General features: G+C 64.3%; 14 protein-coding genes. 4 read left to right on the top strand and 10 right to left on the bottom strand.

The genetic code is table 11. The features are described 5' to 3' along the window. The first annotated feature begins 298 nt into the window (after positions 1 to 298). Both P0D87_RS09855 and P0D87_RS09860 read left to right on the top strand, forming a co-directional pair. Complete coding sequence (locus tag P0D87_RS09855; RefSeq protein ID WP_053857400.1) at positions 299 to 1,864, top strand: methyl-accepting chemotaxis protein; 1,566 nt, start codon at positions 299 to 301, stop codon at positions 1,862 to 1,864. Between the two features lie 167 nt (positions 1,865 to 2,031). Beyond that, complete coding sequence (locus tag P0D87_RS09860; RefSeq protein WP_053857401.1) at positions 2,032 to 3,339, top strand: solute carrier family 23 protein; 1,308 nt, start codon at positions 2,032 to 2,034, stop codon at positions 3,337 to 3,339. Positions 3,340 to 3,358: 19 nt separating this feature from the next. On the opposite strand, the gene P0D87_RS09865 is transcribed toward P0D87_RS09860, so the two are convergent. After that, the gene (locus tag P0D87_RS09865) at positions 3,359 to 5,008 is read right to left on the bottom strand and encodes a Na+/H+ antiporter (protein ID WP_029969537.1); all 1,650 of its coding nucleotides are present in this window, start codon (positions 5,006 to 5,008) and stop codon (positions 3,359 to 3,361) included. Positions 5,009 to 5,295: 287 nt separating this feature from the next. Here P0D87_RS09865 and P0D87_RS09870 point away from each other — a divergent pair, with 287 nt between their 5' ends. Beyond that, positions 5,296 to 6,573, top strand: a complete 1,278-nt coding sequence (locus tag P0D87_RS09870) for a sensor domain-containing phosphodiesterase (RefSeq protein WP_006048190.1) — start codon at positions 5,296 to 5,298, stop codon at positions 6,571 to 6,573. A 35-nt stretch (positions 6,574 to 6,608) separates the two neighbouring features. Beyond that, entirely contained in the window at positions 6,609 to 7,301 is a 693-nt protein-coding gene (locus P0D87_RS09875) for a copper homeostasis protein CutC (protein WP_053857402.1), read from the top strand. Between the two features lie 81 nt (positions 7,302 to 7,382). Here the strand turns inward: P0D87_RS09875 and P0D87_RS09880 are convergent, their stop codons facing one another. From P0D87_RS09880 to P0D87_RS09920, 9 genes are all read right to left on the bottom strand, one after another. After that, positions 7,383 to 10,970, bottom strand: coding sequence for an indolepyruvate ferredoxin oxidoreductase family protein (locus tag P0D87_RS09880; protein WP_053857403.1), 3,588 nt, complete (start codon positions 10,968 to 10,970; stop codon positions 7,383 to 7,385). A 289-nt stretch (positions 10,971 to 11,259) separates the two neighbouring features. Further along, positions 11,260 to 12,219, bottom strand: a complete 960-nt coding sequence (locus P0D87_RS09885; protein ID WP_006048187.1) for an ion channel — start codon at positions 12,217 to 12,219, stop codon at positions 11,260 to 11,262. Positions 12,220 to 12,357: 138 nt separating this feature from the next. Further along, complete coding sequence (locus P0D87_RS09890) at positions 12,358 to 12,603, bottom strand: hypothetical protein (protein WP_006048186.1); 246 nt, start codon at positions 12,601 to 12,603, stop codon at positions 12,358 to 12,360. A 65-nt stretch (positions 12,604 to 12,668) separates the two neighbouring features. Continuing rightward, positions 12,669 to 12,899 (bottom strand): hypothetical protein, encoded by a 231-nt coding sequence (locus P0D87_RS09895; protein WP_006048185.1) that lies wholly within the window; start codon positions 12,897 to 12,899, stop codon positions 12,669 to 12,671. 134 nt (positions 12,900 to 13,033) lie between these two features. Continuing rightward, on the bottom strand, positions 13,034 to 13,963 hold the full coding sequence (locus P0D87_RS09900) for a carbohydrate kinase family protein (protein WP_053857404.1): 930 nt from the start codon (positions 13,961 to 13,963) through the stop codon (positions 13,034 to 13,036). After that, positions 13,960 to 15,246 (bottom strand): AGE family epimerase/isomerase, encoded by a 1,287-nt coding sequence (locus P0D87_RS09905; RefSeq protein WP_053857405.1) that lies wholly within the window; start codon positions 15,244 to 15,246, stop codon positions 13,960 to 13,962. Before P0D87_RS09905 ends, P0D87_RS09900 begins: the two co-directional genes overlap by 4 nt. Beyond that, complete coding sequence (locus P0D87_RS09910; RefSeq protein WP_006048182.1) at positions 15,243 to 16,229, bottom strand: LacI family DNA-binding transcriptional regulator; 987 nt, start codon at positions 16,227 to 16,229, stop codon at positions 15,243 to 15,245. Before P0D87_RS09910 ends, P0D87_RS09905 begins: the two co-directional genes overlap by 4 nt. 220 nt (positions 16,230 to 16,449) lie before the next feature. Continuing rightward, entirely contained in the window at positions 16,450 to 18,303 is a 1,854-nt protein-coding gene (locus P0D87_RS09915) for an EAL domain-containing protein (RefSeq protein WP_053857406.1), read from the bottom strand. A 295-nt stretch (positions 18,304 to 18,598) separates the two neighbouring features. Further along, positions 18,599 to 19,624 carry a bile acid:sodium symporter family protein gene (locus tag P0D87_RS09920; protein WP_006048180.1) on the bottom strand — a complete coding sequence of 342 codons (1,026 nt, stop codon included), beginning with the start codon at positions 19,622 to 19,624 and terminating at the stop codon, positions 18,599 to 18,601. Positions 19,625 to 19,783 lie beyond the last annotated feature (159 nt).

The raw sequence follows: 19,783 nt of genomic DNA on the forward strand, positions 1-19,783 counted from the left end.
ATGCGTTAATTGGGGTCAACGCAGCGGGGCAAGTCTAAGAGCCCAATCGCTGCTTCGCTATCGGACGAATCTCAAACGCGTAGCTCGTTTGCATCTGCCAGGCATTCCTTACATTATCCTGTCCCGCTTATTCCGGGATTCATTGCATCAAGTCCGCGCGCTGCGCGCCGTAAAACGAACTGAACGCTGCCGAGCGCTGCGTCCCGAACCTGCCTTCTCGCTCATGACGAGTCGTTGGCATGTTCCGGCCGTGACGCGGCAGCGAGCATTTTTGTTGTGACTTGTGAAGGATAGGCCAATGAAGTGGTTCGACCGCATGACCGTGTTCAGGAAACTGCTGCTGGCATTCGCCGTGGTGATTGCGTTTTGCGTGGTGATCGGCGGCACCTCGCTGAAGACGCTGTCGTCGATGCATGACATCACGGATGCCATCTGCGATAAATATATGGACGGCCTTTACTGGCTCGAAGAAGCGAACCGCCACAAGATCGATTCGGATCTCGCCGCCGCGAACCTCGGCTATGTGAGCGGCGACGCCGGCCGGCAGAAGCTCAAGGACAGCATCGTGGCATCGCTCAAGCGAATGCACGAGGGCTACGACAATTATCGCGCGACGATCGTCACCGCCCAGGGCCGCCAGATGTTCGACGACGTGCTGCAGAAGTCCGCGGTCTGGGAAGGCATCGTGCAGCAGCAGATCGGCCTTGCGCCGATCCCGGCCGGCGTCGACAACGACGAACTGGTGCGCCGCGCCATCGCGTCGAGTGAGGCATTGCGCGACCGCATCACGGCGCTGATCGACTATCGCCGTCAGCAAGGCAACGACGCGCAGGCCGAAGCCGCCGCCAATTATCAGCGCATGCGCATGGCGATGCTCGTGCTCGTGCTGGGCGCGATCGCCGCGGGCGGCGTGCTGGCCGCGATGATCGCGCGGCGCCTCGCGCGTCAGTTGGGCGGCGAGCCGGATTACGCGATGCATATCGCGAACCGCATCGCCGACGGCGACCTCAGCGTGCGCGTCGAAACCCGTCCCGGCGACACGCAGAGCATGCTCTTCGCACTGCGCAACATGCGCGAGCGGCTCTCGGGCATCGTTGCAGGCATCAGCGAATCGAGTGAATCGATCCTCACTGCATCGGGCGAAATCGCGCAGGGCAACACCGACCTGTCGCAACGCACCGAAGAGCAGGCCGCGGCCTTGCAGGAAACCGCGTCGAGCATGCAGCAACTGACGTCGACGGTGAAGCAGAACGCAGGCAACGCGCAGCAGGCGGGCGGCGTCGCGCACGGCGCTTCGGAAGTGGCGGCGCGCGGCAGCCATCTGGTCGGCGATGTAGTCGAAACGATGCGCGAACTCGCGGCCGGCTCGAAGCGCATGACCGACATCATCGCGGTGATCGAAGGCATCGCGTTCCAGACCAACATTCTTGCGCTGAACGCCGCGGTCGAGGCCGCGCGCGCCGGCGAGCAGGGACGCGGCTTCGCGGTCGTCGCAGGCGAAGTGCGCTCGCTCGCGCAGCGCAGCGCGGTGTCGGCGAAAGAGATCAAGGAACTGATCGAAAACTCGACGGCGCGCGTGGACAGCGGCGCGGAACTCGCGGAGCGGGCCGGCCAGACGATGGCCGAAGTGACTCAGGCGATCAGTCGCGTGACGGACTTGATGAACGAGATTTCCGCGGCGTCGCAGGAACAAAGCACAGGCATCGAAGGCGTGAATCGCGCGGTCGCGCAAATGGACGACGTGACCCAGCAGAATGCCGCGCTCGTCGAGCAAGCCGCGGCCGCGGCGTCGTCGATGGCGGATCAGGCGAGGCAGTTGCAGGCGGCGGTGACGGTGTTCTCGCTCGAGCCGAAGCACGCGTGACGAACGTCGCGTCATCGCGCGCGTCGCGTTTGTGCCTGGCCGCGCGCGATATTGTCCGCGCTTGCCACCTCCAATCGCACTCCGTACACTCGCGCGTAATTCCCGCACGGCGCTATTTTTGCGCGCCGTCGTCCACGAAAAACGCCGAATAGAGGAGAACCCCCGCGATGGCCGATTCCTATTTTCCCCGCTGGCGCGCACAGCCAGATGCCGTCGAGGGGCGCATCGTCGGCACCGACGAACGCCTTGCCTGGCCGCAGATGTTCGCGATGGGCGTTCAGCACGTCGTCGCGATGTTCGGCTCCACCGTGCTCGCGCCGTTGCTGATGGGCTTCGATCCCAACCTTTGCATCTTCATGTCGGGCATCGGCACGCTGCTGTTCTTCGTGCTGGTCGGCGGCCGCGTGCCGAGTTATCTCGGCTCGAGCTTCGCGTTCATCGGTCTCGTGATCGCGGTCACGGGCTACGGCGGCCACGGGCCGAACATGAACGTTCCCGTTGCGCTGGGCGGCATCATCGCGTGCGGCGTGGTGTATGCGGTCATCGGACTGATCGTGTCGGCGGTCGGCACGCGCTGGATCGAAACGCTGATGCCGCCAGTCGTGACCGGCGCGATTGTCTGCGTGATCGGTTTGAATCTCGCGCCGATTGCCGTGCGCGGCGTGAGCGGCAGCAACTTCGATTCGTGGATGGCGCTCGTCACCGTGCTGTGCGTCGGCGCGGTCGCGGTGTTTGGCCGCGGCATGCTGCAACGCCTGCTGATTCTCGTTGGCCTGCTGATGGCCTACGTGATCTATGCCATCGTGACGAACGGCCTCGGCATGGGCAAGCCAGTCGACTTCTCGATCGTTGCGAACGCTGCGTGGTTCGGCATGCCGCATTTCACGGCGCCCGTGTTCAACATGCAGGCGATGACGCTGCTCGCGCCGATCGCGGTGATCCTCGTCGCCGAAAATCTCGGCCATATCAAGGCGGTCAGTGCGATGACCGGACAGAACCTCGACCGCTATATCGGCCGCGCTTTTCTCGGCGATGGACTCGCGACCGTCGTTTCCGGTTTTGCCGGCGGTACGGGTGTGACCACCTACGCGGAAAATATCGGCGTGATGGCCGTGACCAAAATCTATTCGACGCTCGTGTTCGTGATCGCCGCGTTGATCGCGCTCGTGCTCGGTTTTTCGCCGAAGTTTGGCGCGGTGATCCAGACCATTCCGGGCCCTGTGCTCGGCGGCGTTTCGATTGTCGTGTTCGGCCTGATCGCGGTGACCGGCGCGCGCATCTGGGTCGTCAACAAAGTGGACTTCTCGGATAACCGCAATCTGATCGTGGCCGCGGTCACGCTCGTGCTCGGCGCCGGCGACTTCTCGCTGAAGCTCGGCGGCTTTGGTCTCGGCGGCATCGGCACGGCGACGTTCGGCGCGATCATTCTTTACGCGCTTCTCAGACGGAAGCCGGCGCAAGGGCCGGTGGCCTGATCGTTTCCAGGAGACGACGTTACTTCCAGCGCGCGGTCAGCGCCGTCTCCGACAAATCCACTTCATGCATGAGCTTGTTGAACGTTTCGTCGTTGATGGTCTGATTGCTGCGCAAGCTGAGCAATACCTGGCGCTCGGCACGCATTGCGGAGAGCTTCATGCGAAATTCCAGTGCGTCCGCGCGCCGCGCCATGTCGCGCGGTTCCTGATCTCCGGCGAGTGCCGTCAGCCTGCGGCGATAAATATCCATGACGCGCGCGGTCACGTCGGCGGCATAGGCCGAGGCCGATTCATCGAGATTCGCGCACTCCTTGTCATGCAGATCGTCGACGGCGCGGATCGCCGCTTGCGCCGCCATCGTGCGCGCGAGCGCTTCTTCCGCGGCGTGCGGGTCCTTGCCGCGGCGCCATCCGCGCAGGAGCAACGGCAACGCAATCACGCCGACGACGAGCGACACGAGAATCACACCCGACGCGATAAAGATCGCGAGGTCGCGCCCAGGCAACGCCGCGCCGTCCGGCAACGTTTCGGGCAACGACAACACGCCGGCAAGCGTCACCGCCCCGCGCACGCCGGCAACTGTCGTAACCGCCACGGTGCGCAGCCCCGGCACCGCGTTGACGAGGCCATGCCGCGCTGCGCCGCGGCTCGAAAACCAGCGCAGCAGCCACACCCACGTAAAGCGCAACGCATACAGCGCCACGGCGACGACCGCGATGTAGCCGATCAGGCGTCCCACTTGCGCGTCGCTCGTCTGATGCGCGTCGAGCAATGCGCGGCCGAGAATGTGCGGGAACTGCAGCCCCAGCAGAATGAACACCATGCCGTTGAAGACGAACTCGATCATCATCCACGTATTGTTTGCGCGCAGGCGCGACGAGACCGATCCCGACGTGGCGAGCGTCGTGTAGTTCATCATCATGCCGGCGGCGACCGCCGCGAGAATGCCTGAGAGCTCGAAACGTTCGGCGATCAGGTAGGCGGCGAACGGAATCAGCAGCGTCATCACGACGCCGGGCGCCGGGTCGCCTTCTTCCGTCAGATTGAGAAAGCGCACGGACACGAAGCTGAACAGCCAGCTCACCGCCGCGCCCGTCGCGAGACCGCCGACGGCGATGATCACGAAACTGATCGACGCATCGCGCAATGAAAACACGCCGGTCAACGCAGCGGCGATCGCGAACTTGAGCGCGACGAGGCCGGACGCGTCGTTCATCAACGCTTCGCCTTCGAGAATATGCATCAGCCTGCCCGGCACCTTGCCTTTGCCGGCGATACCCGAGAGCGCGACGGCATCGGTCGGCGAGAGGACCGCGGCGAGTGCGAACGCGACCGGCAGCGGCATCGACGGCACCAGCGCGTGCACGAAGTAGCCGATGGCCAGCACCGTCATGAACACGAGGCCGAGCGCGAGCATCAGGATCGAGCGGCGCGCCATGAAAAATTCGCGCTTCGGGATGCGCCATCCGTCGGCGAACAGCAGCGGCGGAATGAACAGCATCATGAAGATTTCAGGGTCGAACGTGACATGCAGCCCGAGCTTCGGCCATGCGAGCATCGCGCCCATCGCGATTTGCACGAGCGGCAAAGGCAAGGGCAGCAAGCGGGTCACGACACCCGAGGCTGCCACGGCAAGCAGAAGAATCAATACGGTGAAGACGATATCCATCGGTACAGGGCTTAAAAAGACAACGGGGATTATCCGACGGATCGGCGCATCGGAGCCAGGGCGCGCACACGCACGTCCATCGCACCTTAACGGTGCGCGCTCGCCCTCTGGTGGCGCACGCGCCATACCGTCGGTGCAATCTTTCACGCGAGTTACATCGCTATGTGCGCAAGCGTGCGCATGGAGCTTGCTTAAGCCATATCGATGACGCACATTTTGGAGCAATGGCGCCGTGGGTTGTTCGCATCCGCGTTCTGACCGGCCCGGCTCTCGCGTGAGAGGATTGCATGACGATTGCGCAACAGGAAAGAACGGCCGCCGCGCCTCATGGCTTCGACGTCGAAGTGACGTCGGGCCTCGAACGATTTTCGGTGCAGCACGGCGAGCTGACGCTCACGAGCGTGTTTCAACCCATCTTCAGTCTGTCGCACATGCGGGCTGTCGGCTATGAAGGGCTATTGCGCGCGCACGATATGCTCGACCGGCCGGTGTCGCCGCTCGATGTGTTCGGCGAGGCGGCGCGCGTCGGCGACGTGTTGCAACTCGATCGGCTCGCGCAGACGCTGCATCTGGAAAACTTCAAGGTGCTCGGCGCCGAACGCGAGTGGCTCTTTCTCAACGTGCATCCCGGCGCGTTGACCGATCCGTATCTGTCCGCCGCATTGCTCGCCACGCTCAAGCGTCTCGACTTGCCGCCGCGGCGCATCGTGCTCGAAGTGCTCGAGCAGCGCGCGGAAGACCTCGAGCGTCTCGCGGATGCCGTGCGTCAATTCCGCGAGCGCGGCTTTCTGATTGCACTCGACGACTTCGGCGCGGGACACTCGAACGTCGAGCGCATCTGGCAACTCAACCCGGACATCGTGAAGCTCGACCGCATCATGCTGTCGCACGCCGCGCATCGCGCCGACATGGCGACGATCCTGCCGGGCCTCGTCGCGCTGTTGCACGAAGCGGGCAAGCTCGTGCTGATCGAAGGCGTGGAAACCGAGCACGAAGCGCAGATGGCGCTCGCCTGCAACGCCGACTTCGTGCAAGGCTTTTTCTTTGGCCGCCCGAATCCTGGCGCGGCCGACGCGACGCATGCGGCCAGTTGCATCGGCGAACTCACCGAGCGTTATCGCGACCAGACTGAAGCGGGCGAGCGCCGCAATGCGACTCGCCTCGCGCCGTATCTGCGCGCCTTCGAACGCGCGGCCGAGCGGCTTGCGGCCGGCGAGCCGCTGGAAGAAGTGTGCTGGAATTTTCTCGCGCTCGATCACGCCGCGCGCTGCTTTCTGCTCGACGCGAAAGGGCGGCAAGCGGGTCGCAACGTCGTGCTGCGCGCCGACCGCGCGGCGCATGAAACGCGCTTCTTGCCGCTCGCCGACGCACAAGGCGCGAACTGGCTGCGTCGTCCGTACTTTCGCGATGCGATCAATGCACCTGAGCGCGTGCATGTCACGCGTCCGTATCTGTCGATCAACGAGGCGTTGCCGTGCGTGACGTTGTCGGTGGCCACGCAGGTTGGCGGACAAATCTGCGTGCTGTGCGGAGATATCGACTGGGTGGACGAAGAGCGCTTCTGACATCATGTCGTTTTCAACGACACACGGTTGCGCTCATGTCCGTTCTGCTCGAAGTCATTGCCACTACCGTTGCCGACGCGCGGCTCGCCGCGCAGGCGGGCGCTGACCGTCTCGAACTCGTCACCGCGATGGGCGAGGGCGGGCTCACGCCGAGCATCGGTCTGATCGAAGCCGTGGTGAACGCGGTCTCCATTCCCGTCAACGTGATCGTGCGTCCTCACAGCCGCTCGTTTGTCTACGATGCCGACGATCATGCGCTGATGCTGCATGACGTGCGCGCCGTGAAAGCGGCGGGCGCGAACGGCGTGGTGATCGGCATGTTGAACGTTGACGGCGAGATCGATCGCGAACAACTGGCGCGCGCAATCGACGCCGCCGATGGCCTTGCCGTCACCTTCCATCGCGCGTTCGATGAAGTGCGCGATCAGCGAAAAGCGCTGGACGTGCTGCTCGGTTTCGATGCGGTGACGAACGTGCTGACGTCAGGCGCACAGCCTTCCGTACTGAATGCCGAGGCGACGATTCGCGCGCTCGTGCGCCAGGCGTCGGGATCGCATTGCACGGTGCTCGCGGGCGCGGGTCTGACAGTCGATGCAGTCGCCGGCTTCGTGAGCCGTACACAAGTGCAAGCGGTGCACTTTGGGTCGGGCGTGCGTGTGGGCGGCAACGGACTTGCGCCGATCGACATCGACAAAGTTGCGCGAGTCAGGGCATTGCTGAACGCATAAAAAAGCCGCTTCATGTCGACACATGAAGCGGCTTCATCGTTTGCGCAACAGCAAGCGTTGCGCCGGTTTCTACAACGCGTACTACTTCGCGACCACGACCGGAATGCCGCGCAACTGCCCCGCGCCTTTAACATCCTCCAGCGATTTCTTCACCGACGCTCCCGTCGACGCTTCAATCTGCAAGCGCGCCGCGAGTTCACGTTCGCCACGCTTCACGCCTGCGAGATTCGCGAGCTTCACGTGACCGTAACCGCGCACGCGAGCATGCAGATCGGCGAGCTTCGCGACGTCTTCGAGATTGCCGGCGTCGAGCTTGGCAAGCGCGCGCTGTAACGTGGTTTCGTAGTCGTCGGCGAGTTCGCGCTCCATCTTGCGCTCGAGCGTGCGGCCGAACGGATCGAGCATCGTGCCGCGCAGTCCACGCACTTTTGCCAGCACGCCGAGAACCGGCCACATCCATTGACCGAAGGTTTTCTTGGTCGGATTCCCACCGGAATGCGGGCGCGTGAGCGTCGGCGGCGCGAGGTTGAACTTGATGCCGAAGTCCTTGCCCGCGACGCCTTCGAATTGCGCTTCGAGTGCTTCGCGGAAGGCGGCGTCGGTGTGCAGGCGCGCGACTTCGTATTCGTCCTTCACCGCGAGCAAGCGATAAAACGTCGTCGCCACTGCACGCGTCACGCGTTCGCTGCTTGCATCCACCGCATGTTCGGCGCGACGCGCGGCGTCGACCAGCGCGCGATAACGCTTCACATAGCTCGCGCCGCCGTAAGTTTGCAGACGGCCTTCGCGATGCGCGATCAGTTCATCGAGCGTATCGACGCGCACCGTTTGCTTCGCCGCATGCCGCGCCTGCCACAGCGATTCGAGCGCGGCGGGATCGTCGGCGGCAAGACGGCCGATAGAAAACGCGAGTTGATTCATCTGCACCGCGACGTTGTTCAACTCAATCGCACGCATCAACGCGCCGAACGACACGGGCACGAGGCCGAGTTGCCATGCGAAGCCGAGCATCAGAATGTTCGCGCCGATCGTGTCGCCGAGAAAACGCGTGGCGAGCGCCTGCGCGTCGCAGGCGGACATGCGTTCGGCTCCGGCCGCATGACGCATCTTGTCGATCAGCGCGTCGGCGTGCAGCGTCGCGTCCGGGTTCGTGACGAAGGTCGCGTTCGGAATTGCATGCGTGTTGACGACGATGCGCGTGCGCCCATGACGTACCGTTTGCAGTGCGTCGGCGCTTGCGCCCACCACCATGTCGCAGGCGAGCAGCACGTCGGCCTGCTGCGTGTCGATGCGCACCTGGTTCAGCCATTCGTCGCGCGCCGCGAAGCGCACGAACGACAACACCGAGCCGCCCTTTTGCGCGAAGCCCATGAAGTCGAGCACCGACGCGCTCTTGCCTTCCAGATGCGCAGCCATGCTGATCAATGCGCCGACCGTCACGACGCCCGTACCGCCGACGCCCGTCACGAGAATGTCGTACGGCGCGGCGCCGAGCTGCGTGGCGGGCAGCCGCAATGCGTTCACGCGTTCGGTCAGCGCTTGCGGATCGAACGCGACGCCCGCGGCTTTCTTCAGCTTGCCGCCTTCGACCGTCACGAAGCTCGGGCAAAAGCCGTTCACGCACGAATAATCTTTATTGCACGACGATTGATCGATGCGGCGCTTGCGTCCCAACGCGGTTTCAACGGGCTCCACCGACAAACAGTTCGACTGCACGCCGCAATCGCCGCAGCCTTCGCACACTTCCTCGTTGATAAAGAGCCGCTTGTCCGGATCGGGGAATTCGCCTTTTTTCCGGCGACGCCGTTTTTCGGCGGCGCAGGTCTGGTCGTAGATCAGCACGGTCACGCCGTCGGTGTCGCGCAGTTCGCGCTGCACGGCGTCCATTTCGCTGCGGTGATGGAACGTCGTGCCCTTCGGGAAAAGATCGTGATGGCCGTCGTATTTTCCGGGCTCGTCGCTGACCACGACGAAGCGCGATACGCCTTCGGCTTCCACCTGACGCGCGATCTGCGGCACGGAAATGCTGCCGTCGACCGGCTGGCCGCCCGTCATCGCGACCGCGTCGTTATAGAGAATCTTGTACGTGATGGTGGCTTTCGCCGCGACGGCCTGGCGGATCGCGAGAATGCCCGAATGAAAGTACGTGCCGTCGCCGAGATTCTGGAACACGTGGCGCGTTTTCGTGAACATCGAATGCGATGCCCAGTCCACGCCTTCGCCGCCCATCTGAATGAGACCGGTGGTGTCACGCTCCATCCACGAAGCCATGAAGTGACAGCCGATGCCCGCCTGCGCAATCGAACCTTCAGGCACTTTCGTCGATGTATTGTGCGGGCAGCCCGAGCAGAAATACGGCGTGCGCTTCACGCTGTCGGCGGCGTTCGAAAGAATTTGCGGCGCGACCAGATCGACCACGCGCTCGCGGCGATCAAGCGCAGGCTTGTGCTTCGCGAGCCAGTTCGCGAACACAGGCAGAATGCGCGAAGGCCGCAATTCACCGAGCGACGACAGCAGCATGCTGCCGTCTTCCGCATGCTTGCCGATCACGGCCGGCCGCGCACCTTGCGTGCGGTTGTACAGATAGTCTTTGATCTGCTGCTCGATGACCGGGCCTTTCTCCTCGATCACGAGCACTTCGGAAAGACCGTCGACGAACGTATCGATGCGCGTCATTTCCAGCGGAAACGACAAGCCGACCTTGTAGATGCGCACGCCGGCCGCGTCCAGGTCGGCGACGGTCAGATCGAGGCGGCGCAACGTTTCCATCAAGTCGAGATGCGCCTTGCCGCAGGTGACGATGCCCACGTTCGCATGCGGACTCGGCGCGATCCATTTGTCGATGCTATTGGTTCTGGCGAAATGGCGCACGGCGTCGAGTTTCGCGTGCATCCGCGATTCGATGGTGAGGCTCGGCAAGTCGGGCCAGCGGTTATGCAGGCCGCCTGCCGGCGCTTCGAAATCGTGCGGGACGGTCCAGTCGGTTCGCAGCGCATCGAGATCGACGGTCGAGCCCGATTCGACGGTTTCGGAGATCGCCTTGTAGCCGACCCACGCGCCCGAGAAGCGCGACAGCGCCCAGCCGTATAGCCCGAACTCGAGCATGTCGGCGATGTTCGACGGATTCACGACCGGCATGTGCCACGCCATCATCGCGAAGTCGCTTTGATGCGGCATCGACGACGACACGCAGCCGTGATCGTCGCCGGCCACGACCAGCACGCCGCCATGCGGCGACGAGCCGTACGCGTTGCCGTGCTTGAGCGCGTCGCCCGCGCGGTCGACGCCTGGGCCCTTGCCGTACCACATCGCGAACACGCCTTCGACCGTGCGTTCTGGGTCCGCTTCCACGCGCTGCGTGCCGAGCACGGCGGTGCCGCCGAGTTCTTCGTTGATCGCGGGCAGAAAGCGCACGTCGCTCGCTTCGAGCAGTTTCTTCGCCTTCCACAATTGCTGATCGACCATGCCGAGCGGCGAGCCGCGATAGCCGCTGATGAAGCCGGCGGTGTTCATGCCGCGCGCCTGGTCGAGCGCGCGCTGCATCAACGCGAGGCGCACGAGCGCCTGCGTGCCGGTCAGAAAGATGCGGCCGCGGGTCGCGGTGAGATTGTCGGACAGCTTGTAGTCGGCGAGAGCGGGCGTGCCGTCGATGGGCAGGCGAGCGGTCATGGGTGAGTCTCCGTAATTTTGCATTCGCGCGCGCGATGGGGACCGGTGGGAACCACGAAGCCCGCGCAGCGAAAGAGACTCTATTTTTTAGCGCCAATCAGAGTGGATTTTTTCTACTTTCCGCGCATGCACGCGAAGGCGCGCGAAGAGCGCCGCGTTTTGACGCGGTTTTGAGATGGATATGCCACGCGAAGGATGGCTTCGGGTATGCCCTGGGTGCTTCGCCGGGTTATATCGGGCGATTCTCGCCCGCGCTTCGCGTGTTGCTGCTTTGGCCGTTTATCGCCGCTTACGGCCGCACGCTTGCCGCGACAGGCGCTTCGTCGAGCGGCACGATCTCGTCGAAATGCGAGTAGTCGATATGGCTCACGCCGTCCTGCTCGCTCATGATGTCGACGAAACGGTGATGCCAGAAGATCTCGTCGCACGACCACATATGGCGCGCCTGCATGGTTTGCGACGTCGATTCGTCGACGCCTTCGAGCGTCAGCAGCAGCGAGGTGTCGCGCGCCTTCAACGTTTCGGCGGTTTCGCCAAACAGCGGACTCTCTTCGTCGATCACATGCATCAGACTCCAGCCGAGCTTGAACACCGGATGTTGATCGCGCACGAGCGTCAGGTCATGAAGCCGCCGCAATGTGTAGCCTTCGGCCGTGGTTTCACGCCGCAGAATGCGCAGCCGCGCATGCGCTTCGGCGATCACGTTCTGACGTCCGTTGGCCGAGCGCACGATCAGCGTCATGTGGCCGTCGAGCGGCCGGATGACCGCGTAGCGCGCGAACATGATCTTCGCGTGCGGGCGAGAGAAGCGCGCGAATATCAGCCCCGTTGCCAACGCAATGCTCGACATGCCGACGAAGATTTCGAGCGTGGCGATCCAGTGCGCGTAGACCGTTTGCGGATGCATGTCGCCATAACCGACGGTGGCGAGCGTTTCGACACTGAAGAAAAACGCGCCGCCGAAGCCCGTTGGATACAGGTTGGCAATCGGTGCGTCGCCGAGCATGTAGAGCGCGGCGAAGCTCGTGTTGAGCAGCATGAACAGCACCGCGAGCGAGACGAAAAACGTCGGCCAGCGAACCGTTAGCGCGCGGTGATAGAGATCCTGCCAGAACCGCATCGGCATGCCGTGCGCGACGACCACCTGATCCTCGATACGCAGTTCGCGGCTGCCGCGCAAGCGGCGTTTTCGCGCGCGCTCTTCAGCGTCGCCGATGCCGGGAAAACGGTCGGTCGGTTCGGTAGCCATCGCGTGCTCGAGGAATGAAAACGGCGCAAGCGTAGCACGGCGCCTGGCTCGCCGAACGCGGCTTGTGAGTGCGAAGCGCGGCGCGCCGGAAAGCCGCACGCCGCGCCGCGCTTCGCACTCGCAAGCCTTAATGCCGCTTTATGGAAACGCCCGCGGCTTCGGAATGCCCGCGCCGTGTTCGATGTCCTCGACCGCTTGCTGATGCGCGGCCGCGATCGCCTCGGCGGAGTCGCCATAACCGTTGTCGCCGCCGACGGTCGTCCACGGCTTGACCGCTTTCTCGCGATGCCGGATTTCGTACTCGGCGTCCCAGCGCGCGCCGCTGAGTTCGATCGGGCGCACGTGAATCGAGTACACGCCGTAGAGGAACAGCTGTTCAGCCATGATAGCCTCCAACCATTGCGTTCAGGCGGCGCGGCGCGGATGCACGAGCGCGGGCGCCGGTCTGCCTAGAGTTCGATCTCCCCGAGTATGCGATGAGCGAGCGCCTTCGCTTCTTCCAGTGCCTCGCCTGGCGTGGACGACGTAGCCTCGACTTCGTAGACGGTGGTTTCCTGGTCCTCGCTCGCTTCGCCTTCGTCGCGCGCGAGTGTGACTACGCCTTGCCAGGTGTCCCGATCGAGTTCTCTTACCGACGCAGTGGCCGTGTAGATGCCTTTGGTGTAGGTGATGTCCTCCATGGCGTCGCTCCTCGTTCCAAAGGTTGCCGTGTTTTCATGCTAGCACGGCCATCGCGCATCGGCAGAAGCGGCGGCGTGCCGCAGGGCGCAGGCCGCGCGCAACGACAGCGCAACACCAACATAAACCACCCGCGTTACAACAGCGCGACGACTTCATCCAGCGACGGCGCATGCGCGCCCGCATGCCGGCACGCCGCCGCGCCCGCCGCCAGCGCGAACGCCAGATGCTCGGGCCACGCGCGTTGCGAAGCGGTCATCAGGCTGAACAGCAAGCCGCCGATCGACGCGTCGCCCGCGCCGACCGTATCCACCACCTCAACGCGCGGCGGCCGCGCTTCGACCGTCATCGCGCCGTCGATCAGCAGCGCCGTTTCCGGCCCGCGAGTGACGAGGACCGTGGCGCTCGGGTTCATCGAACGCAACTGGGCGAGTGCTTGCGCTTCGTCGTCGGTCTTGAAGAGCAGGCGCAGGTCTTCGTCGGAGACCTTGATGAGATCGGCGAGCGCGGCCATTTTGCGCAGCGTGGGTTCGTAGCCATGCTCCATCAGGTTGCGGTAGTTCGGATCGAAGCTGATCTTCACGCCGCGCGAGCGCAACTCGGCGGCCAATGCCGCGAGCGTATCGCCAAGCGGTTGACGCACGAGACTGATGCAGCCGAAGTGCGCCCACTTCACGCGCTCCATCCAGCCGGCCGGCAGGTGCGCGGGATCGAACGCGAGATCGGCGCCGTTTTCGCCCATGAAGAAGTAGGCGGGCGGATGCGTGCGATGAACGATCGCGAGCAAAGGCGGGCGCTCGACGCGCTGCATGAAGCGCATGTCGAGGCCGGCCGCGACGCTCGCGTCCCACAGCTCGTCGGAGAAATTGTCGACGCCTAGCGAGCCCGCGCACGCGGTCGGCAAGCCGAGCCGCGCCACGCAGCGCGCCACGTTCCAGCCGGCGCCGCCCGGACGCGACAGCCATTGCGAGGCGCCCGTGCGCACGAGGTCGGTGAGGATGTCGCCTGCCGAAACGAAAACCGGCAGTTCGCTGTTCGTGGTTGCGTTTGCGTTTGCGTTGCTCATTTTGCCTGCTCCGTTTGAACGGTTGCAGTGGCTGCGGCCGCGCCGTCGGGCAGCGCGTGCGCGAGCACCTCGTAGCACGCGCCCATCGTGTGATAGTCGGTCTTGCCGGCCGGGCTCTTTTCGTCGCTGTATTTGCGGTTGTCGCAGGTGAGTATGCGATACCAGGCGCCGTATTTGTGATCGACGAAGTGCGTCCAGCTATAGCGCCAGATCTCGTCGTACCAGTCCCAGAAGCGCTCGTTGCCCGTGCGCTTGCCGAGCAGCGCGGCGGTCGCGAAAGTCTCCGCCTGGACCCAGAAGTATTTGTCGTGATCGCAGACGGTGCCGTCGGGGCCGAAGCCGTAGTAGAGGCCGCCGTGGTCTTCGTCCCATGCGTGCGTCATCGCGGCGTCGAACAGTTCGATTGCGCGCGGCAAGAGCCACGGCAACGGACGGTAGCGCTCGAGAATCAGCAGCAGCTTCGCCCATTCCGTTTGATGCCCCGGCTGGAAGCCCCACGGACGAAAAATGTTCGAGCTGTCTTCCTCGTTGTAGTGCCAGTCCACCGACCAGTCCGCATGAAAGTGCTCCCACACGAGACCCTGCGAGAGTTTCGCCTGACGCAGCGTGATGTTCGACGCGACGCGTTCGGCGCGATCCAGATAGACGAGGTGACCGGTCGCTTCATGCGCGGTCAGCAAAGCCTCGGTGGTGTGCATGTTCGCGTTTTGCCCGCGATAGGAACTCACGCGCCATTCGGGCGATGCTTCGTCGGCATAGAGACCCGCGGCGGCGTCCCAGAAGCGGTGCTCCATCAACTCGAAGGTCGCGCCGATCATCGGCTTGGCTTCCTCGATGCCGGCCATGGCCGCATGCGAATACGCGAGCAGCACGAAGGCCAGGCCGTAGCAATGACGCGTGGCGTCGAGCGTGCGCTTTTTGCCGTCGCGCCACTCGATCTCCCAGTCGTAGCCTTCGTGCTGCGCGTCCCAATGGGCGTCGTGCAAAAAGCGCAGACCGTGGCGCGCGTATTCCAGATGCTTCGGGTCGCCAAACTGGCGATACGCCATCGCGTAGTTGAACACGTAGCGGCAACTGCTCACCAGGTGCCGCGTGGTTTTGTCGTAGACGGAACCGTCGTCGCGGAAAAAGTGGAAGAAGCCGCCGCTCGGATCGAGCACGTTGGGCGCGTAAAAGCGCAGCGTGTCCTCGATATGCGAGAGCAGAAACTCACGGCTTCTGAAGCTGGCGACGGGCGGCACGGCGGGGCCGTTCGCGGAATGAGGCGTGGCGGATTGCATCATGGCGTTTTCACCAAAGTACTGGCACGGGCGATGAGATGGACGGGCAAGCGGACTTCCGTTTCGGCGGGCGCGTCTTCGAGCAGCAATTCGACGCCGCGCCGGCCGAGCGCTTCCTTGTCGACGGAGATAGTGGAGAGCGGCGGCGTGGCATGCGCGGCGGCGGGAATGTCGTCGAAGCCGATCACCGCGATGTCCTCCGGCACGCGCACGCCGCGCGCGAAGCAGGCGCGCAGCGCCGCGAGCGCGGCGGCGTCGTTGTAGGCGAATACCGCGTCCGGACGCGGACCGGGCGCATCGAGCAGTTGCTGCATCGCGCGGGCCGCGCCGCTGTCGGGGTCGAGGCCGGCGTCGATCGTCACTTCCAGCGACGGGTCGAACAGCAGCCCCGCTTCGAAAAACGCGCGCCGGTAGCCGAGCGCGCGCTGCGCGATGCTGAAGTGCGCAAGCGATCCGCCGATGAACGCGACGCGCTTGCGCCCCTGTTCGAACAGATGGCGCATGGCGAGCGCGGCGCCCGCGGCGTTGTCGAGATTGACCGAGCGCAGGCCGGGCGCCCACAGGTCGATCAGCACGAGCGGCCGCTGCATCGCGACGAGCGTGGCAAGCGTCTCGGGCTCGACGAAGCCTGCGATGGCGACGGCGTCCGGCGCATGCAGACGCATCTGCTCAATCACGTCTTCGGTCGGGCCGGCAGTCAGCACGGACGGCACGATGCCGCGCTCGCGGCACGCGTCTTCGACACCATGCAGCACATGCGAGAAGAACGGGCTGACGGCGAAGTTGTTGTGCTGCCGATGCAGCAGGAAGGTCAGGCGGCGAATACGCGGACGCAGTTGCGCGGCGTCGTAGCCGAGTTCGCGCGCGGCCTTGACCACGCGCACGCGGGTGGCCTCGGAAAGCCCTGGCTGGTTTTTCAGTGCGCGCGACACGGTGCCGATCGACACGCTGGCCGCGCGCGCGACGTCGCGAATGGTTATCGCCATCGAAGCAGGCGGCCGTGCAAAGGCGGCCGCGCGGTGTTTGGGTCCGGGCGATTGTATAGTAAAACGTAGCCGAAACAGCCTGAAAAAAGCGCTGACCACACCCGTAAATACCCGCATGTACGGGCTATTTGTGAGTTTTTGGTGTTTAGTAAAACTAGCTAAACACGCCCGGGGAAAAGCATTCCGCGGCGCTCTCGCCTCTATGAGCGCTATCAGTCCGTCAGTCTGCGTGCAGCGCGGCTTCCGACTGTCCGCGTAACAACGCCACGCTTTCCTCGGCGCCGATCAGCACGAAGCCGCTCGCTTCCAGCTTCGCGCGCCGCTTGGCCAGCGCCGCGACCGTGGCGATTGCCTCGCTGTTGTAGAGCGACACGCCGTCGGCGGAATCCGGCTCGACGCGCACGCAGCCAATCGCCATCGTCACGAAGCCGAAGAAGGTCGGATTGCCGCGCCTGTCCTCGCCGTGGATGCCCCCGGCCAGACGGTCCGCGGGCGCATAGAAACGCTGCGCGCCTTCGTTGAACGCATGGATCGCGCGCAGCACACGCTCGCGCCAGTCGTCGCTCTGGAACAGGATCAGGAAGTCGTCGCCGCCGACGTGGCCGAGAAAGTCGCGCGTCGGGTCGCAGACGTCGGCGAGCACGGCAGCGGCGAACTTCAGCACTTCGTCGCCTTGCCAGTAGCCGTATTGATCGTTGAAGGGCTTGAAGTGGTTCAGGTCCACATAGCACGCGTAGAAACCCGCGTGGTTGCCGACGAGCCGCGCAATGTGCGAGCTGATCGGAATGTTGCCGGGCAGGAAAGTCAGCGGGTTCGCATAGCGCGCCGCTTCGATGCGCACTTCGGTGACCGCGCGCACCAGGTTTTCGCCGGTGCCGAGCCCCGCGTACTTGCCGTTTTCGGTGATGACGAAGCCATCGGCGAGATAACGCTGGTCGTCGCTTGCGAGCAGCTTGGCCATTTGCTCGACCGTCATGGATTTCTCGATCACGACCGGCGACGCATTCGCGAACAGCAGGCACGGCCGCTTGCCGAACAGCTCGCGGTGATAGGGCAGCGCGTAGCGGTCCATGAAGCTGCGGCGGTTGATCAGCGCGACCGGCTCGTCGTCTTCGACGACGGCGACCGCGTGCAGTTCGGGCAGCCGGTTGAAGAGTTCGAGCACGTCGTTGTTGGTCGCGTGGCGCGGCAGCGCGGGCGCGTGCACGAGCATCTTTTCCGACGCCATGCCGCCCGATGGCGATGCGCCGCCGAGCGTGCGCGTCGCTTCGGGAAACACGGCGATGTGGCCGGCGCGCAGCGCGTCGCGGGCGTCGTCGGTGACCTTGCTGGCCGGCTGCGCATGCGGACGGCCGAAGAAAAAGCCTTGCCCGCAGCCGATTCCCATATCGCGCACGACGATCAGATCCGCTTCGTTCTCGATGCCTTCGGCGACGAGCCGCGCGCCGCTCGCGCTCGCAAAGTGCTGCATCGCGCGAACAGCTTCGAATTTCAGCGGATCGCAGGCGATGTCGTGAATGAAGAAGCGGTCGATCTTCACGACGTCCGGTTGCAGCCGCACCCACAGATTCATGCTGGCGTTCGCGGTGCCGTAATCGTCGAGCGCGAATTGCGCGCCCGCCGTGCGCAGGCAGGCGATCACGGGCAGAAAGGCGCCGACGTCGGGAATCGTGCTTTGCTCCGTCAACTCGATCACGATGCGCTGCGGGTCCACGCCGCGGTGGCGCAACAGCGCGAGCGTTTCGTCGGGCGCGTCGGCCAGGCGCCGCAGCGCGCCCGCGCTGAAGTTGAGGAACAGCTTGCCGTCGCGGCCGAGCTGCGCGAACGCGTCGATGCACGCGCGCGCGGCGGCCTGCTCGAGCTCGATCGTGCAGCCTTCGGCGAGCGCCTGCGAAAAGAGCGCGAACGGCGCTTCGAGCGGCGTGCCGGCCGGGCCGCGGATCAGGCCTTCGTAGCCGAGAATCGCGCCGTCCTCGAAGTCGATGATGGGCTGGAACACGGCGGACAGCTCACGCCGGGCAATCAGTTCGTCGATGCGCGGCGCGGCGGATCGGGAGGGCGAGCGAAGTTGCATGGCAGGTCGGCGTAGCGATGGACCTGCGGCTTAACGACCGCCCATGCGAAGAATTAAGTGAACTTTTGATGAAGCGTTGCACTTGAGTGGTGCGCGAGCGCTGTCCCAGGAATTTTGCGGAATCGGCCTATGCCATCCGGCCGAGGCGACAACCGCGGCGTTTGCGCGTGAAATAGCAAAAAGCCGCGCAAGGCGGCTTTTCGAAAAACGACGCTCAGGGAGGGCGCTTATGAATGTTCTATTTGCATTGCGCGCGTATTCAACGGCGAACTCAGCGGCGAACTCAGCGGCGAGTTCAACGACGAGCCACGGCGGCGGCAGTTTGCCCGCGCGAGGCGGCGCGCGTTTCGCCGCTCATGTCGCGGGCGCCCCAGCGCTGCGCGAGCGCGGCGCACACCATCAACTGGATCTGATGGAACAGCATGAGCGGGAGAACGACTGCGCCCACGGCCTGCGAGGCGAAGATGACCTTGGCCATCGGCACGCCGGCGGCCAGGCTTTTCTTCGAGCCGCAAAAGATGATGGTGATCTGGTCCGCGCGCGAAAAGCCGAGCCGCTTGCTCACGAGAATGGTGACGCCCAGCGCGAGCGCGAGCAGCACCACGCTGATGAGCAGCACGCCGCCGAGGGCGGAGAGCGGAATCTGGTGCCACAGGCCCTCGGTAACGGACTCGCTGAACGCGCCGTACACCACCAGCAGAATCGAGCCCTGGTCGACGAACTTGAGCACGCTGCGATGCCGCTCGATCCATTTGCCGATCAGCGGGCGCAGCAGTTGCCCCGCCACGAACGGCACCAGCAATTGCAGCACGATATTGCCGACGGTGTGCCAAGGGGAGCTACCGCCCGCCGCCTGATTCGTGACGAGGACGCTGACGAGCGCTGGCGTGACGAAGATGCCGAGCAGACTCGAGGCCGACGCGCTGCAAACGGCGGCCGGCACGTTGCCTTTGGCAATGGACGTGAACGCGATAGAGGACTGAACCGTCGACGGCAGCGTGCAGAGGAAGAGGACCCCGGCATAGAGCGCCGGCGTGACAAGTGGCGAAAGGAGCGGTTTAAGCGCGAGGCCGAGCAGCGGAAACAGCGCGAACGTGCTGAGCAGTACGACTATATGCAGACGCCAGTGCGTGGCGCCCGCAACAATCGCTTCCCGCGAAAGCTTCGCGCCGTGTAGGAAGAACAGCAGGCCGACCGCGACGTTCGTGACCCAGTCGAACCCGACGGCGGCCTGCCCGTGAACCGGCAACAGGCTGGCGAATATCACGGTGCCGACGAGGCACAAGGTGAAGTTGTCGGGAAGCAGTTTCGGGCGGGCCATGTCGGATTCTCGAAATCGGTAATGCGGGACTGCACGCAAGGCGCGTGCGCGAAGCGCCGCGGATCAGCGCCAGGGAAAACCAGTATTGTCCTGCGAAAGCGATTGAAAACGCAAATTCATTTGCCGAATCGATTGATGAGTGATGCGCATTCGGAGCCG

It is taken from the genome of Paraburkholderia sp. RL17-368-BIF-A (genome assembly GCF_046054045.1).
Taxonomy (GTDB): Bacteria; Pseudomonadota; Gammaproteobacteria; order Burkholderiales; family Burkholderiaceae; genus Paraburkholderia; species Paraburkholderia graminis.

What these genes read in the sequence shown, in the direction of transcription:
- P0D87_RS09880 (WP_053857403.1), bottom strand. Translation starts at nt 10,970, where the DNA reads ATGACCGCTCGCCTGCCCATCGACGGCACGCCCGCTCTCGCCGACTAC.
- P0D87_RS09885 (WP_006048187.1), bottom strand. Translation starts at nt 12,219, where the DNA reads ATGGCTACCGAACCGACCGACCGTTTTCCCGGCATCGGCGACGCTGAA.
- P0D87_RS09875 (WP_053857402.1), top strand. Translation starts at nt 6,609, where the DNA reads ATGTCCGTTCTGCTCGAAGTCATTGCCACTACCGTTGCCGACGCGCGG.
- P0D87_RS09865 (WP_029969537.1), bottom strand. Translation starts at nt 5,008, where the DNA reads ATGGATATCGTCTTCACCGTATTGATTCTTCTGCTTGCCGTGGCAGCC.
- P0D87_RS09860 (WP_053857401.1), top strand. Translation starts at nt 2,032, where the DNA reads ATGGCCGATTCCTATTTTCCCCGCTGGCGCGCACAGCCAGATGCCGTC.
- P0D87_RS09920 (WP_006048180.1), bottom strand. Translation starts at nt 19,624, where the DNA reads ATGGCCCGCCCGAAACTGCTTCCCGACAACTTCACCTTGTGCCTCGTC.
- P0D87_RS09855 (WP_053857400.1), top strand. Translation starts at nt 299, where the DNA reads ATGAAGTGGTTCGACCGCATGACCGTGTTCAGGAAACTGCTGCTGGCA.
- P0D87_RS09915 (WP_053857406.1), bottom strand. Translation starts at nt 18,303, where the DNA reads ATGCAACTTCGCTCGCCCTCCCGATCCGCCGCGCCGCGCATCGACGAA.
- P0D87_RS09890 (WP_006048186.1), bottom strand. Translation starts at nt 12,603, where the DNA reads ATGGCTGAACAGCTGTTCCTCTACGGCGTGTACTCGATTCACGTGCGC.
- P0D87_RS09895 (WP_006048185.1), bottom strand. Translation starts at nt 12,899, where the DNA reads ATGGAGGACATCACCTACACCAAAGGCATCTACACGGCCACTGCGTCG.
- P0D87_RS09910 (WP_006048182.1), bottom strand. Translation starts at nt 16,229, where the DNA reads ATGGCGATAACCATTCGCGACGTCGCGCGCGCGGCCAGCGTGTCGATC.
- P0D87_RS09900 (WP_053857404.1), bottom strand. Translation starts at nt 13,963, where the DNA reads ATGAGCAACGCAAACGCAAACGCAACCACGAACAGCGAACTGCCGGTT.
- P0D87_RS09905 (WP_053857405.1), bottom strand. Translation starts at nt 15,246, where the DNA reads ATGATGCAATCCGCCACGCCTCATTCCGCGAACGGCCCCGCCGTGCCG.
- P0D87_RS09870 (WP_006048190.1), top strand. Translation starts at nt 5,296, where the DNA reads ATGACGATTGCGCAACAGGAAAGAACGGCCGCCGCGCCTCATGGCTTC.